Here is a 13,859-nt window from a genome sequence, read left to right as displayed (position 1 = left end):
AATAAACCAAGTAATCGAATTTTCAGTGAGCCAAAGGTATGAGAAGATAAAGCGATAATTAGACTAAGTATACAGTTAATTATATCTTAAAAACACATGTATCCTAAAACTGCAATAATTCGATTTTTTTACTCAACGAATCGATCTTTTCGGAAATCAGTCCTTTATTAACTACCCATTTACCATGCTTGTCATAGTGTTCATAAGGTATTGAAGCAGTTAGCAAGTATTTGAACCTCGGAAGAAACGCATGAACTGAAACGTCTATATTATGTTTATGCTTCCACATAGTGTAAGAGATGTAATCCAACACATCCCCTAGGAAGTAGTCATCGCAATACACATTAGCAATAACCTTGTTATCCGACGTTTCGAAAGCGTAAGATAAAGTCAGGATTTTAGACAAATCTTTAATAACTTCTTCATTTTTACCAAACGTCAATATTACCCTTATATTTTGTAAGTCTTTGATTCTGAATGCGTTTCCTCTTACGAGACCTTTTCCTATTACATGTTTTTGGTAATGATAGAGAGCATTTCTATAGGGAACACCGGCTAATTTTGCTATTTCTTTTAGTGAAATTGTATTTATTTCTTGTTTTTTGCCTATTATAAATAAATCTAACCAGTCCGGCTTGAAACCATCGGAAATATTTGGAAGTTCTAATGGATCTCTTGGATAATCCACAATGCTCTTCTTAAACCTCAATGACACGAAATCGAGCTCAGAAAAATCCATCGCATAGTACATTATCTTTTTCATTTTATGGATTGAATATTCAGATATAATATAGTTATCCACCATTTTTTCGAATAAAGACTGAAATTCAATACCTGTTGGAAAATAAAATAGCGACTTTATCCTTTCGGGATAACGGTCGTTCCTAGCTATTAAAACCAGATGACCATCCATAACGTTATATAAATCCAGTAAAGAAATCTTAGGATTTGCTTTCATCTCTATATAAAAATAATCGAGCCCAAGGGCTTCCCATCTCGCTAGTGGATTGAGCCCATACAAATTTCTTAAATTTCCCAGTATTTCTTCAGCATTTCTGACCCCAGATAACGCACCTATAATTCTAGGGTTTAAATCACCCAGATGCTGAACGTACTGAAGAACCCTTGCTATAACCCTAGAATCGTATTTAGCCATCAATCTAACAATTTACTCTTATTCGCATCTATTAAAGGATTTCCCTAATCATCCCAACAAGGAAAACACGAATAAATCTAAATTCAAGAATAAAAATTATTTTATTTTAAGAAAAAGTAATCCCAGCTGGTAAAAAATTTATCCTGAGCCTACAGGATTATCTGCAACCCCTGCGTGTATAATTATCCCATGAGCTGCCAATAACAAAAGCGTGGCGCTCCCCACCAGCGCAACTACCTTCCCAATGTTATAGATTTGGATTGGATTTAACCTCATTTTTCTCAATTTTCTTTTCTATTAAAAGTTCATTTTTAATATTTCATCTGTAATACACAGTATATGTCCTTTTCTATATTTGCAGATGGGGGTTATTGCTTAAAAGTATTAAATACTTCAGCGATGAGAATGTTATGTTTTAATTTCACTAGCAGGATAACAGTTTGTATTACGGACTAAGGTTTTTTAAAAGCATGTATTTTTGATAATTAAGCTTTTAAATATTTACAATGTCGTGCAGACTCTTACTAAGTCGTGACAACTCTTAAGAAGGGTATATAGCGGGTTAGACAACAAAGTTAAAAGAAGAACCGCACCTAAATGTCCTCCAACGATCCTAACCATGCCGGTGGGCTTAACTCACAAGCATCCACGAACAACTCACTAATTCCTCCCGTCTAGATGGTAAGCTAGGGCTGTCAAGTACGCTAAGACCTTTCCTTCCGAGTTCTTAACCAAAATTCTATACAAAGAGGTTGTCTTCCCTGAGCTCTCTAGGTAGGCCTCAGCGGTTACCCTCTCTCCTTTAAACGCTGGTCTCCTAAAGTCCACGTCCATGTGGAGGGCTACGGAGTCCCTCGAGAAGTTGCTCACGTATTCGAAGGCAGTGTCAGCCAAGGCGAAAAGGAAGGAACCGTGGGCGCTCCCGTGAGTGTTGAGGTGAACCTCTGAGACAATGGAGGAAACTCTTGCATATCCATCCCTAACTTCCTCCACGTTAATGTTTAGATGCTCCACGAAGGGGCTTCTCTTCTGCATTGTTTAGAAGAGCTCGATTCCTCAATTAAAGCTAATTCTAACCTATTACGTGTCCCTCACAACTGACTTCCTCCCCAAAGGCGAGGCTTCCTTTGTGAAGTCATCAAATTGTCCTCAGTCCTAGGGAAACCTTTTGATCTTCCTAACTCTCACATCCACATGGAAAGTTTCGTTAACAGGTTAGTCTCCTGTAGAAAGTGCCACAGGCTAGTCCAGTATAGGGAGTCCTTTCCCCAAGGTTATTGGAGAAGACCTGTTCCCCCTAACGGTGATCCATTCTCCAGGATAGCTCTAGTCGGTCTAGCTCCGGCAGGACACGGAGGGAACAGGACTGGGAGGATGTTCACTGGAGATAGGAGCGCCAACAACTTGACGAGGGCCCTGCATGATACTGGCTTAGCCAACAAACCGACATCAGAGTCGAGAGATGACGGGCTGGTGCTTAAGGTATACATTACCTCTGCTGTGAAGTGTGCCCCTCCTGAGAACAGACCAACAAGGCAGGAGATTGAGAACTGTTTGGAATACCTGAAGGAGGAGATAACTTTACTTAAAAACGTTAGAGTCTACGTAGCCTTGGGCAAGCTAGCGTGGGACTCTCTCCTGGATGCCTTTCGAGGCCTAGGTTACGTTGTTCCATCCGCTAAGTTCTCCCATGGAGCTCAAGTCCTAATAAACGGAGTCTGGGTTTTAGGCTCCTACCACCCCAGTCCCAGGAACGTAAACACAGGGAGGTTGACCAATGAAATGTTAGTTAAGGTGCTAGAGAGGGCTAAGGAATTAGCTTACGGGAGCTAGAGTTACAGGATCTCTGCCCCTCGACGGAACTCTAAGACCAACCTCGGTAATTTCCGTTTCCTTTTGAGAATAATTTGGATTTTAACAGGTCAATCTTCTGAGAAATCCTTATCCTTGAACGCCATGAGATTGTAATCATTGCCAGGATTTGACACATAACTACAACCACGATTGACCACGAAGGGGTGTGGTAAGTAAAGAAGAAGAACAACCCGGCAATGGCGTATCCGCCGTCTCTCAGTAGCCTATAAACTCCCAGAGCCCTCCCCCTAACAGCGATGTCGGCATCGTCATTAACGAGGGCAATCAGAGTTGGATAAACCATGGCCATCCCAATTCCTGAAATCAAGGCTGATAGGTAATAATTGAGCGGAAAGGACGCTACCCCAATAGACATTAAGGTAAACCCAATTAAGATGATTCCAGTCCTTCCCCTCACATCGCTGATGTGCCCCATTGGTGTCTGAAGGCTAGCCCAACTCATGGAATATATTGTAACTATAGTGGCTATTTCCAGAGGACTCTGTTTCTCTAGATACAGGTAGAGGGGAACCAGAACCCAAAAGAACGCATCAACAAATTTTTCCAGGAGCCCAGCCATTCCAATTAATAGGGGAGATGTGAGGCTGAGCCTAGAGGTAACGCCTTGGCTTGGCTTAGTTTCCCTTACAGAGCTACCTATGGAGAGTGCCAGTAGCGAGGTAAAGAGCAGGAAGAGGTAAGGGGAGATTTCACTTTCGATAAGAATTCCCGCGATGAAGTTTCCAAGGGCAACTCCTAAATATCCGAAAGTCTCGTTAAATCCAGCAGCCAAACCTGCCCTTTTCTTTCCAGTGAGGTCTATCTGTGACGTAACAGTGGTCGTCCAAGTGAGGGCTTGGTTAACCCCCAGAAAAGCTGTAAGTAAAATCAAGACCTCGGAGCTCCTGAACAGACCAAATACTGATATGGGCAATGCTGCCAACCATCCAAGAAGGAGGACTTTCTTTCTTCCAATAAAGTCCGAGAGGTGGCCAGAAACATAGTTCATTATGGACTTAACGACCCCGAACACTATGAGGGAGTAAAGGACATATGAGTAGGAGTTGATCTCAATAACTGGATACGCTAGCCTAAGTACTCCCAAGAATAGTCCAGTGAGAAAGACCATCACCGTGAAAACGTGAAAAGATATTTTCATGTATGATGAATCCTTTTAAGAAATAGATTAGAATTATTCACCATGAGTGGTGAATTGGAGGAGAAACTGGTGAGGATAGGTTTCTCCAATTACGAGAGCAAGGTTTATTCAGCCATAGTTAGCCTCTGTGAAACGAAGATGAAAACCCTCTCTGAGGTGTCTGGTGTTCCTTACCAAAAGACGTATGAAGTAGTATCAAGGCTAGAGAAGAAAGGGTTTGTGAAGGTGATAAACTCTAGGCCGAAGAGAATAAGGTTGGTTGATCCAAACCTAAGCTTTGAAAATTACAAGGAAAGCGTGATTAATCAGGTTGACGAAATAAAGAGCGAGATCCGTAATGCTGTTAAGATAAAAAGAGGGGAGAACCCTGGAGTTATTCAAGGAAGGAGGCAGGTAATGAATTTCATTAAGACCAGAATCTCCGAGTCAAAGACGATTAAGGGAGTCTATCGTGGAATTCCTGGCTGGCTAGTGAAGGCCCTTGAGAGGTTCCAAGGGGACCTGACGCTCGTTGTAGACCAAGGAGACGTTAAGAGAGTGAAAAATTTAAGAGGTGACATCAGGGTAAGCGACACAATTGGAGCTAAATACTTAATATTCGACGATGAGGTAAGCGTCATCTTCACAGATGAGAGTTACCTCACCGTAGAGAGCTGTCCAGGATGTATAGTCCATTCAATAGAACATTTCAAATTTTCGTTTAACTCGTCCAGGTTTATATACGTCCCTAGTGAACCTGAGGTCGTGCAGTAGTCCTGTTGAACAACTGACCTCTATCCCGAAAGGTAGGTAAGGCCTTTGAATGCTAGAGGTGTGGGTCCAGACTAGACAGGCAGTTGAACGCGTCATTGAACATCTACCTGAGAATGTGCAGGTTCCCCCACTTACACGGTACTCCGTCTAAGTGGGTCGGGGTTATCCCGCTAATGGGGCGGAGGAGGATGAAGGAAAACCTGCTCGACTCCCGTGAAGCCCAAGGGTTGAGGGTTGATATCAAGTATGAGATCCGATGAAAGCCAAACCCCTGTGGCATTTTATAGCTCTAAAGTTGTACGACCAACTATATGGAGTAGTTGAACTATATGGAGTAGTTGAACGCAACTTGATGCGCTAACCAAGGTTCATCCTTATATTGTCATCAAACTCCTTTGGTCTGTAGGCCTTAGCGGACCTTAAGTTATTCACGAATTTCTCTTTATCCTCCAACCTAAACAAGGTGTTATATCTCCTCTCAAAGCCTATGGTAGATGAAGGTTTACCGCTAAGGCCGAAACCGCATACAGAACCAGATATATGTGCAGGGTAAACTTCCACGTAGTCCGGTAAGGTCTTCAACCTCTGCAGACTTTCAAAGAGGCGTTCAGCCGCGTTCTCCCCAACAATATCGATCCTTCCTACTGTACCGACGAAAAGGGTATCCCCAGTGAGGACAGCCCAAGGTTCGTCGCCTCTCCTCACATCAGTTATCAAAAGGGAAGCACTGTCAGGGGTATGTCCCGGGGTGTGGATGAACTTAATTTTGGTATTACCAGCAACTATAAGCTCGCCATCTCGTACCTTCTCTGCAAACTTGACTTTCGTAGCCTCATGCATGTACAAGTTAGCCTTGGTGATTTCCGAGAGCTTCTTAGATCCAGAAACGTGATCGGCATGGGTATGCGTATCAATTATATAGGATATCCTCATCTTAAGGCCCTCCGATAGAGCAAGCACTTGGTCCACCATATCTAACTTTGGATCAACGACTATGAGCTCACCAGCCTGAGTACAACCTAGAACGTATGTTACACACCCTCCCGTTTTAGATATGAGCTGTCTGAATATCATCATAAAATAAATCAATTTATTTACCTAAAAGTGTTATTCACTATTAGTGGGGAATTTCAAGGAAAGGATCCTCTTCAAGCTCTGAATTTCAGGATGACAGAGGAAAGCCTAGCTCCTAAGGCATGGATGGAGAGTGAGAGGAATAACCGAGGAGAAGTAGATTCTGAGCTTCCTCTAAAAGTTAAACTCATAACTCCTCCCTTAAGGGGTTTGGGTCTCATCGGATCTCATACTTGATATCAATCCTCAACCCTTGGGCTTCACGGGAGTCGAGCAGGTTTTCCTTCATCCTCCCCCGCCCCATTAGCGGGATAAACCCAGACCCACCTAGACGGTATGTTATCTAAGTGGGGGAACCTGCACATCTTGGACTATTCATATGCCTTGCCAGCCTTTCGGGATACAGGCCCACATCTGGGGCAAGACCCCACGTTTGCCTTTGCAGTATATAAAGTCCTCAACATTCCAGGTTATATAGACTTAATGGTCTCACGGAAACTGCTGACTACGGCTTCGCTACAGTAACCAAGTGGAAATTAGAGAATAGGGGAATCATGGAATAGGGCTTTCAAAAAGATCTAGACTATAATAATAGTCAATAGCTTAACTACGCCGTGTTGTTTACAAAGTAGGGAAAGCCTCGCCCAGCGGGATGGCAAATGGCATAGACTTTTTTTCTATTTCTATTTATGGCGTAAGGGCTAAAAAGAGTGGGAATGGAACCAGAGCCACAGTTCCAATAAAGGTTTCCCCCACCGCCTTTCTGCTCAGCGTTGTCTCAAACTATGGAAAAGGCCTACGTTTCATCCTCAACTGGTTAAGGGAGAACAAGCCAAAGAAGTTGTTAAAAGTAAAAGATACACACAAAGGTAATTACTGAACACCGAGAGAAGTCGTCCTACCGTCTAAAGTCGCCCAAGACTGCCATAGAGATGCAATCGCAAAGTACAAGTCATGGTTAAACAACCCTAAACGCGGTAGGTACCCGAGTGTACTTAACGTCTCTATGTGGTTAACCCCAGTCCTACCGTTTTCAACTAACTTCAACAAGATGAGCTTAAGGGTAGCGGGAGTCGGCGCAATACATATAGAAGGTTATCCAAGGGACTTATCGGAGTACAAGGACTGGGAAGTGATGGAGGCCAGGTCAGCGCTGAGGGATGGTAAAGCGTACTTGAAGGTCACTATCCTGAAGGACTGGAAATGGCCTAAAGCTAGAGACAGTGTCGCAGTCGACATCATGGCTGAACTAGTTGTAGGTAAAGGCGACGAAAAGTACGTCAAGATCCCAACACGTTTGGAGGACGCCCACCACAACAAGTCGCTAGCTGAGTCCCTACAGAAGTACGAGAAGAGTGGAAAGAGGACAGGGTCCTACGCAGGATAAGGTCTCACCACAAGAGAGCTAGGGACGTCTTAGAGGACTCGCTAAAGAAGGTAAGTGGTTAGTAGACACAGCTAACTCATTAACCGTCTCATCCATCTCCCTTGAAGACCTCAACGACCTCATCAAAAATGTGAAGAAGCTTCCGGGAGAGTTTAGGGACAGGCTGTCTTGACCCCCCCCACCGGTATGGAGTCACATCCATCAGTTGTGGTAGTCGAGAGGCTCAGATCCCTCCCATAGAGGTCCATGACTGCGGTGACGTCGCAGCCAACCTCATAACAGTATGGACGGCGGGAATACCTGTGGGCAGCCTCTTTCATCTTTTTACCGCATTTATGGCAGCGAGTAGAGGAGTAGTGTGGGTCAAAGAAGACTACTTAAGTCCGTTTTTTGCCTGTCATCCGACCCAGTACTGCAGTCTACGGTACGGGCCCGCAGACAAGGAGGAATTCAGTTGAAGTTGAAAACATAGTGGTAAAACTATTGCATCCAACTGGCATCTCCTAAGGGCGAGGCTTGTCCTCCCTTTGCCAGTTGTCCCCCTTACCTTTCCACCAACTTCCTGGCGTTACTACTCAGGATCTTGTCTTTAACATCTCCAGGTATGTTTAACTCGTTGAACTCCCTGAGCCATCTCTCGGGGCTAACGAGGGGGAAGTCAGATCCGAAAAGAACCTTATCCTGGAGCCTCTTTACGTTGTCCCATAATACCTTAGGTATGTACTTGGGTGCCCAACCTGACAGATCTAGGTACACGTTGGGCTTGTGGAGCGCAACTGCTATTCCCTCTTCTGTCCACGGCCAGCCGAAGTGCGCCATAACTATCTTAAGATTCGGGAACCTAACAGCTACTTCGTCTAGATAGATTGGTCTCCCGTAGTCGAGCCTGATTCCAGACCTAACCCCTGCACCTATACCTGAAGTACCTGTGTGAAATACTGCGACCGTTCCGAGACTGTCAAGGTATTCGTACAACTTGAGCGCCCTCTCGTCTAATGGGTGAAACCCCTGGAGCTGAGGGTGAAACTTAACTCCTACAGGTTCCATCTCCTTGATGTACCTTTTTAGCTCCTCCAGGGAGTTAGCCTTGAGAGGATCGACGGATATGAACTTGATCACCCTATCATCTCTGATCCTATTTACCAGTTCGTTGGGTATCTTCCTTCCAAGGAAGGAAGTCGAGTCTATGGGAAGGACCACAAACCTCTCCACTCCAAGGGAGTTGAATTGGTCAAGGGTTTCCTTGAGGTCCCTCAGCTCAACCTTGGCGTTGAAGTACCTAATGGCTGACTCGGCATATTCCCCCAAGTATTGGAGGAACTCTTTCACGGGGGCGTGGAAGTGAAAATCTATCATACTTAAACTAATGAGAGGAGTCATAAACACTTTTCGAAGGCCGAAGTAGATCTGATGCAACGGTTTTATTGGGAAGGGTGGAAGGTTTTTCCTTTGCTTCAGCAAGGAAAGAAGGATGACCAGGCCTGGTTGTCCATCAGTAGGACAGCTTGAGTATTAGCTTAGCCTAATACGCCTTTGTACTCCTCGCCGCATTTGTCTCAGGTACCTTTGAACTCTACTCTCTTGTCCTGGAAGGACTACTGCCTCCTCTCGAAGTCCACTTCGCTCCACAGCTTTGGTGTCGTGCGTGCTAACGTCCCAGGTTTCTTCTGTCGGTAGCTGCTTGGGAATAGCCCAGCTACTACCGCTCAGACGCATTCCTCTCGCATTGCATGAGCGATCGCTCCGACCCACATCTTTACTAAGTTGAGCATAGGGGAGTCGTTTTATGAAGCGAGGACTTTTCCGTCATTTAGAGACCTTCACATAACCTTGAAAGTCGGGGTTTATCTTCCCTTTTTCAACCTATTCCGCCTGGCACAGTCCGTCCAGTTGACATTACCTCACAATGCTAACTTCCCTCCACAAAGGGCGAGGCTTGTCCTTCCTTTACCATTATACGGTCGAGAGAGTCAGGTATGGTACTACCCTTCAGAAAAAGTTCATGTTATTACCCATAAGCTCGAAGCTGACCAGGGATGGTTTAGGGATGAAGTACTCCTCCGTTCCGTGCTCTGGATGGGTCAAGGTTACACTCCCTGGCTCCAACACTAGAACAGTGGGACTCATGGAACCCCTAATGTACACTCCCTTCATCCTCACAGAGTGTGGCGTTGTGTAGTGACCCAACATGATGTTCAACCGCTCTTCCTTGGACTTGATGAACTCAACGTACTCCTCCCTGTACCTCTTAACCAGGTCCCTCCTATACATATCTAGACCTCTATTTACGTCTAGGAAGCTAACGTTAGCCATCTTAACGTTTGGGCTATACGCGTCCACGAATATAATTGACCCAAGTCTATTCCCCAGCCATTCTGAATCATTATCCCTGGTAACGTTTTCGATCTCCACTAACGGAAACCCGGAACTGTCCTTCTCCCCGCGATCCTTGGGGCGTCTCCTAGTCCGGACTCTAAGCTTAACCTCCACGGTCGGAAACTCTGAGATCTCGGAAATTCTAGACTCTAGTTCCCTCTTTATGGAGAGAACCTTCCTCAAGGACTCCCTTGGGAGGACTGATCCAGTCAAGAAGTTCATGATCTCCGAGTAAATTGTTACTAACCTTTCCAACCGTACCAGATCAGGCTCCTGATACAGCCTATCCCTAATGAACTGGTTCATCAGCAGGGTAAAGGATGGGAGAAACCATAGGTCGTCGCTCTCAGAGAGCCTAGTGCGTTCAAAGGACCTCTCCACTCTCATCACGAGGTCTCCCTGCAACCTGATGACTATCCCGTCCCTGTACTTGAAGTTCTCGTAGGCATGATAGTCAAAGCCCATCATGGCTCGAAGATCCCTCTCAGTGATCTGTTCCGGCCCCTTGTCAAGGTAGCGAAAGCTGGAGAAGACCTGCATTACGAAGTACTTCCCGGTCGAGGAGTCCCGCCCCATGACGTAGGCATCCCCTCTCCTAGACTGCCCACCTAGGAGGTATAACCTATATTCCCCTATCTCTAGAACCTTCCTTTTCAGCCTCTGAGCTAACCTATACCTCGTGTAGTGTTGGAAATCTAAAAAATCCTCTTCTTTCAACATTCAGTCTAGACCTCTGAGGTTCATATCCCTGAAGTCTATGACTGTCTCCTTTTCCTCTACCCTTTCCTCCCTTTTCTTGAGGACAAGTTTTTGCATAATGTATACTCTCATGTGTAATACTTAAGGATTTCTCAAGATACGTTGTCCATGACAATCATAGTTCCGCGTGATCTATGAGGGTTTTAAAGTACTATGTAATTATGAAGGTCTGTTTGAGCTCTGCCACATACGTTAAAACTCGCTATCCCATTATCTAGATGAAGGACCTCCTCTCCTTAAGACCCAGGAACTACAGGGACTGAAAGATACGAAAGGCTTTCTAATTCCGAAACAAAATTTTTACGGAAAACGTTGAAGATTGACCTGCATCAGCATTTGGGAATTAGGGGAGTGGTTGGAAGAGAGACTAAAGACATTTTTGATCTCGTAGTGCTCAATCCCGCGTACAAGTACTCTTGTCAATGTTGCGTGGACGGTTTTTATCAACAGTATCTATGGAACAAGGGAAAGGACTACCTACAACTAGGCATATATAACCCTAGGTGTAGGGTTCCAGCCAAAGTTGAGCTGGGCAGACAGTTGGACAGGGGGATTGTTGGAATAGTCTTGAACCCCATAAACCACGATTTCCACCTTCAGGACGCAACGGAAGTTTACCAGTTCGCTGAGGATCATGATTTACCTCTATTCGTTTACACTGGTAGAGGAAAGGGAAATCCGAACCACCTTTCGAATGTCCTGAAGGAGTTTAAACTCACTGTTGTTCTCCTAGGTTCAGGGTACCCCAATTACGTTATGGAAGCGAAGGAGCTCATGAGGTTACCTAACGTGTTTGGGGACACCTCATCTCTTCCGGAGGACATGGTTGGGACTTTCCCGAAGGATAAGTTGGTCTTCGGGAGTCATTACCCATACGTGCCTCTGACCGTGACAGCGGATAGTATGATCCTGGAGAACGGGAAAAGGGTTGTCAAAATTTGACTTATTCTACCTTTATGACCTGCTCGGAATTGGAGTAGTTCTTCTTAAAGGTGCAAACTAGTACACCGTTGTTCAGCTTAGCTGACAAGGGTTCCACAGGTCCAGGGAGGTTGACCTCCGTCCTACCACCCTTTGTCTCAACTATGAGCTTGACGTTGTTCTTCAGAGTCGCCTTAACTTGTTCCTTAGAGGAGCCCTGAACCTCCACGGTCGCTATGACCTTATCCCCTGACTCAACGACCTCCACGTCTGGTACTTCAGCGTCCCCTTCCTGCAAAACTTGACCCACTGGAGTGCCATTTACGAATTCCTCGACTCTAGGTTTTCCGTCAGGACCCATTGTCACCCTCCTGGTGTAGGTAGTGAACCCAGAGTTGGGATCCATTACTGTCTTAAACATTTCCTCGGTCAGTCTAGTAAGGTTGTCAAACAGCTCATCGAACTCATGAAACTCGGTGCTATCAGGGTCAACTCTTATTTCTCTAGTGGGCTCGTCGTCCTGGATCTTACGGTTTTCCTTCTCTTTCTTATCTTTCTTTCTCCAGAACATAAGATTTCGTCTGGTTCTGAGTTATTAAACATGTCTTCAATCTAACTCTTGAGAGTTGACTTAAACGAACCTTTTTAACGAGCCTCAGTGACAGCCTTAGTGTGGAAAAGGCGTTTGATTGACACTAAATTTTTACCAGCTGACCTCCTCCCCGCCAGGGCTAGGCTTTCCCTACTTTGTAAACTCTAATGGCAGGAAATCGCCTAAGCTTGGCATCCTGTTGTTCGATACACTGAGGTAAGCCCCAGTCAATCTGGGTAAACCTAAAAACAGCCCTCCACATGATAAGGATGAACACACTTAAAACCGATCCACGGAGTCGTTCAAAGGATCTCGCCTTCTAACTTTAGAAGACTGACTTAGTACCTCCTCATGAGCGTTGTTATGTCCTCAAGCTGGGTCGGATGGGGTTGGCTAAACCTAGACAGGTCGTAGCTAGTGAGTCTCTGACCTACCGCCAGGGAAAGCTCTCCTATGAGAAGGTCAGCGTCCTCGCCCACTACCTGAGCCCCCAATAGCCTCCTGCTTCCGCTCTCCAACACTATGTCAATCCACCCCTCAGGTTCTCCATCAATCTGTGCTCTGGAGTCCTTGGAGAGGTCATACCTCCTTACCTCCACGTTAAATCCTAATTTCATTGCGTCTTCCTTCCACATCCCTGTCCACGCCACCTGCGGGTCGCTGTACACTGCATAGGGCACCGCGTTGTAGTCCATCTCAACCACCTCTCTCCCTCCCTCAAGGATGTTCTGTGCTGTAACCCATCCCTCCAGTACCGCAACGTGGAATAGCATGTGCCTCCCGTTCACGTCTCCGGGGGCGAAGATGTTAGGGACTGAGCTCCTCATCCCATAATCCACTTGGACCTCCCCCTTCTTTCCTAAGGGCAAAACGCCTGAGACCGGAGAAGTCATGGGTCTCCTCCCTACTGCCACCAGAACCTCCTGGAATCCCTTCGACTCCTTTTCTGTGACCACTAGTTTCCTGTCCCCGTCCCTTTTCACCCCCTTACTCCTGTCCTTCACTATTTCCACACCCAATTCCTTCAGTCTGGCCTCAAGCAATCCTTGGATCTCCTCAGAGACGTTCAAAAGGTGGGAAGCGTAAAGGGTTACCTTAGAGCCGAACTTGGCGAAGATGGAAGACATCTCCACCCCAATGTACCCTCCCCCAACTATGGCTAAGGTCTCCGGGACTTCCCTGAACGTAGTCCCAGGTTTAAGGAGTTCATGGGTAGTAATTCCGTCCTGAAATCCTTCCGGGACAAACGGATAGGCTCCCGTTGCTACCACGATCCACTTGGCACTGAAGGCCTTATCCTCAACTTTCACGTGATTTGTGTCTAGTAAGACGCCGTCCTTTGCCAAGAAAGTTACGTTTTGGTGTTCCCTTAGCTCTTCATCGTGTTGCCTGAACCTGAGTTCTTGAACCTTGTCCTTCCACTCCACGACCTTTGAAAAGTCAACTGAGAGCTTCAGGAAAGGGAGTTTCCTTGCCTTACTCAAAAAAGAGGAACCGTACCATAAGGTCTTGGAGGGAATGCAACCCTCATAGAGGCAGTTTCCCCCTAGCACCCCCTTGGGGTCAAGCATGAGAACCTTGAGTCCTCCCCTGGACAATTCGAAGGCTGACGTGTAACCTGCTCCGCCAGCTCCGATCACGATCACATCAAAATCTGTCATAAAAATAATCTCCAGTTACTTTTAAATAAAATTTTTCTGTGGAAAATCGCCTTCTAAACAAATTCAATTTGGTCTACTCTGTACAATTTTGAGCACTCCTGACTCAACGAGTACTTCCATGGGTTGTCAACTGGTAAACCTTAACTGAAGCTTAGACCTCAACATGA

Annotated in this window: 13 protein-coding genes and 1 pseudogene; 6 read left to right on the top strand and 8 right to left on the bottom strand. The window is 45.6% G+C overall.

Annotation, left to right across the window (positions count from 1 at the left end):
* Positions 1-103: 103 nt before the first annotated feature.
* Both GWK48_RS09870 and GWK48_RS09865 read right to left on the bottom strand, forming a co-directional pair.
* Positions 104-1,156, bottom strand: coding sequence for a hypothetical protein (locus GWK48_RS09870; protein WP_174631862.1), 1,053 nt, complete (start codon positions 1,154-1,156; stop codon positions 104-106).
* 660 nt (positions 1,157-1,816) lie between these two features.
* Positions 1,817-2,191 (bottom strand): hotdog fold thioesterase, encoded by a 375-nt coding sequence (locus tag GWK48_RS09865; RefSeq protein WP_174631860.1) that lies wholly within the window; start codon positions 2,189-2,191, stop codon positions 1,817-1,819.
* 159 nt (positions 2,192-2,350) lie between these two features.
* Between GWK48_RS09865 and GWK48_RS09860 the strand changes: the two genes are divergently transcribed.
* Positions 2,351-2,989, top strand: a complete 639-nt coding sequence (locus tag GWK48_RS09860; protein WP_174631859.1) for a uracil-DNA glycosylase — start codon at positions 2,351-2,353, stop codon at positions 2,987-2,989.
* 31 nt (positions 2,990-3,020) lie between these two features.
* Here the strand turns inward: GWK48_RS09860 and GWK48_RS09855 are convergent, their stop codons facing one another.
* A complete protein-coding gene (locus tag GWK48_RS09855; RefSeq protein WP_174631857.1) occupies positions 3,021-4,169 on the bottom strand; it encodes an MFS transporter in 1,149 nt (382 codons plus the stop codon).
* 42 nt (positions 4,170-4,211) lie between these two features.
* Between GWK48_RS09855 and GWK48_RS09850 the strand changes: the two genes are divergently transcribed.
* On the top strand, positions 4,212-4,922 hold the full coding sequence (locus tag GWK48_RS09850; protein ID WP_174631855.1) for a TrmB family transcriptional regulator: 711 nt from the start codon (positions 4,212-4,214) through the stop codon (positions 4,920-4,922).
* 20 nt (positions 4,923-4,942) lie between these two features.
* A pseudogene (locus GWK48_RS09845) lies at positions 4,943-5,182 on the top strand (transposase family protein); the annotation flags it as partial.
* A gap of 97 nt (positions 5,183-5,279) precedes the next feature.
* Here GWK48_RS09845 and GWK48_RS09840 read toward each other — a convergent pair.
* The gene (locus tag GWK48_RS09840) at positions 5,280-5,999 is read right to left on the bottom strand and encodes an MBL fold metallo-hydrolase (protein ID WP_174631853.1); all 720 of its coding nucleotides are present in this window, start codon (positions 5,997-5,999) and stop codon (positions 5,280-5,282) included.
* A gap of 649 nt (positions 6,000-6,648) precedes the next feature.
* Between GWK48_RS09840 and GWK48_RS11520 the strand changes: the two genes are divergently transcribed.
* Together GWK48_RS11520 and GWK48_RS11515 are read left to right on the top strand one after the other, a co-directional pair.
* Positions 6,649-6,876: a hypothetical protein gene (locus tag GWK48_RS11520; RefSeq protein WP_246263800.1), complete on the top strand. Its 228-nt coding sequence runs from the start codon at positions 6,649-6,651 to the stop codon at positions 6,874-6,876.
* 126 nt (positions 6,877-7,002) lie between these two features.
* Positions 7,003-7,383, top strand: a complete 381-nt coding sequence (locus GWK48_RS11515; protein ID WP_246263799.1) for a hypothetical protein — start codon at positions 7,003-7,005, stop codon at positions 7,381-7,383.
* 543 nt (positions 7,384-7,926) lie between these two features.
* Here GWK48_RS11515 and GWK48_RS09830 read toward each other — a convergent pair.
* Positions 7,927-8,739, bottom strand: a complete 813-nt coding sequence (locus tag GWK48_RS09830; RefSeq protein WP_174631851.1) for an amidohydrolase family protein — start codon at positions 8,737-8,739, stop codon at positions 7,927-7,929.
* A 633-nt stretch (positions 8,740-9,372) separates the two neighbouring features.
* Positions 9,373-10,479, bottom strand: a complete 1,107-nt coding sequence (locus GWK48_RS09825; protein ID WP_174631850.1) for a hypothetical protein — start codon at positions 10,477-10,479, stop codon at positions 9,373-9,375.
* Positions 10,480-10,830: 351 nt separating this feature from the next.
* Here GWK48_RS09825 and GWK48_RS09820 point away from each other — a divergent pair, with 351 nt between their 5' ends.
* The gene (locus tag GWK48_RS09820) at positions 10,831-11,460 is read left to right on the top strand and encodes an amidohydrolase family protein (RefSeq protein WP_174631847.1); all 630 of its coding nucleotides are present in this window, start codon (positions 10,831-10,833) and stop codon (positions 11,458-11,460) included.
* 1 nt (position 11,461) lies between these two features.
* Here GWK48_RS09820 and GWK48_RS09815 read toward each other — a convergent pair whose 3' ends face one another.
* Complete coding sequence (locus GWK48_RS09815; RefSeq protein ID WP_174631846.1) at positions 11,462-12,010, bottom strand: Hsp20/alpha crystallin family protein; 549 nt, start codon at positions 12,008-12,010, stop codon at positions 11,462-11,464.
* A gap of 359 nt (positions 12,011-12,369) precedes the next feature.
* Positions 12,370-13,692: a dihydrolipoyl dehydrogenase gene (locus GWK48_RS09810; RefSeq protein WP_174631844.1), complete on the bottom strand. Its 1,323-nt coding sequence runs from the start codon at positions 13,690-13,692 to the stop codon at positions 12,370-12,372.
* Positions 13,693-13,859 lie beyond the last annotated feature (167 nt).

Origin of the sequence: Metallosphaera tengchongensis (assembly GCF_013343295.1) — an archaeon.
Classification (GTDB): Archaea; Thermoproteota; Thermoprotei_A; order Sulfolobales; family Sulfolobaceae; genus Metallosphaera; species Metallosphaera tengchongensis.
The sequence above is the reverse complement of the archived record's forward strand: the minus strand, read 5'-3'. Positions and strand labels throughout refer to the sequence as shown.

Coding starts and splice junctions, on each gene's coding strand:
- GWK48_RS09870 (WP_174631862.1), bottom strand. CDS start 1,156: ATGGCTAAATACGATTCTAGGGTTATAGCAAGGGTTCTTCAGTACGTT.
- GWK48_RS09865 (WP_174631860.1), bottom strand. CDS start 2,191: ATGCAGAAGAGAAGCCCCTTCGTGGAGCATCTAAACATTAACGTGGAG.
- GWK48_RS09860 (WP_174631859.1), top strand. CDS start 2,351: ATGGAAAGTTTCGTTAACAGGTTAGTCTCCTGTAGAAAGTGCCACAGG.
- GWK48_RS09855 (WP_174631857.1), bottom strand. CDS start 4,169: ATGAAAATATCTTTTCACGTTTTCACGGTGATGGTCTTTCTCACTGGA.
- GWK48_RS09850 (WP_174631855.1), top strand. CDS start 4,212: ATGAGTGGTGAATTGGAGGAGAAACTGGTGAGGATAGGTTTCTCCAAT.
- GWK48_RS09840 (WP_174631853.1), bottom strand. CDS start 5,999: ATGATGATATTCAGACAGCTCATATCTAAAACGGGAGGGTGTGTAACA.
- GWK48_RS11520 (WP_246263800.1), top strand. CDS start 6,649: ATGGCAAATGGCATAGACTTTTTTTCTATTTCTATTTATGGCGTAAGG.
- GWK48_RS11515 (WP_246263799.1), top strand. CDS start 7,003: ATGTGGTTAACCCCAGTCCTACCGTTTTCAACTAACTTCAACAAGATG.
- GWK48_RS09830 (WP_174631851.1), bottom strand. CDS start 8,739: ATGATAGATTTTCACTTCCACGCCCCCGTGAAAGAGTTCCTCCAATAC.
- GWK48_RS09825 (WP_174631850.1), bottom strand. CDS start 10,479: ATGTTGAAAGAAGAGGATTTTTTAGATTTCCAACACTACACGAGGTAT.
- GWK48_RS09815 (WP_174631846.1), bottom strand. CDS start 12,010: ATGTTCTGGAGAAAGAAAGATAAGAAAGAGAAGGAAAACCGTAAGATC.
- GWK48_RS09810 (WP_174631844.1), bottom strand. CDS start 13,692: ATGACAGATTTTGATGTGATCGTGATCGGAGCTGGCGGAGCAGGTTAC.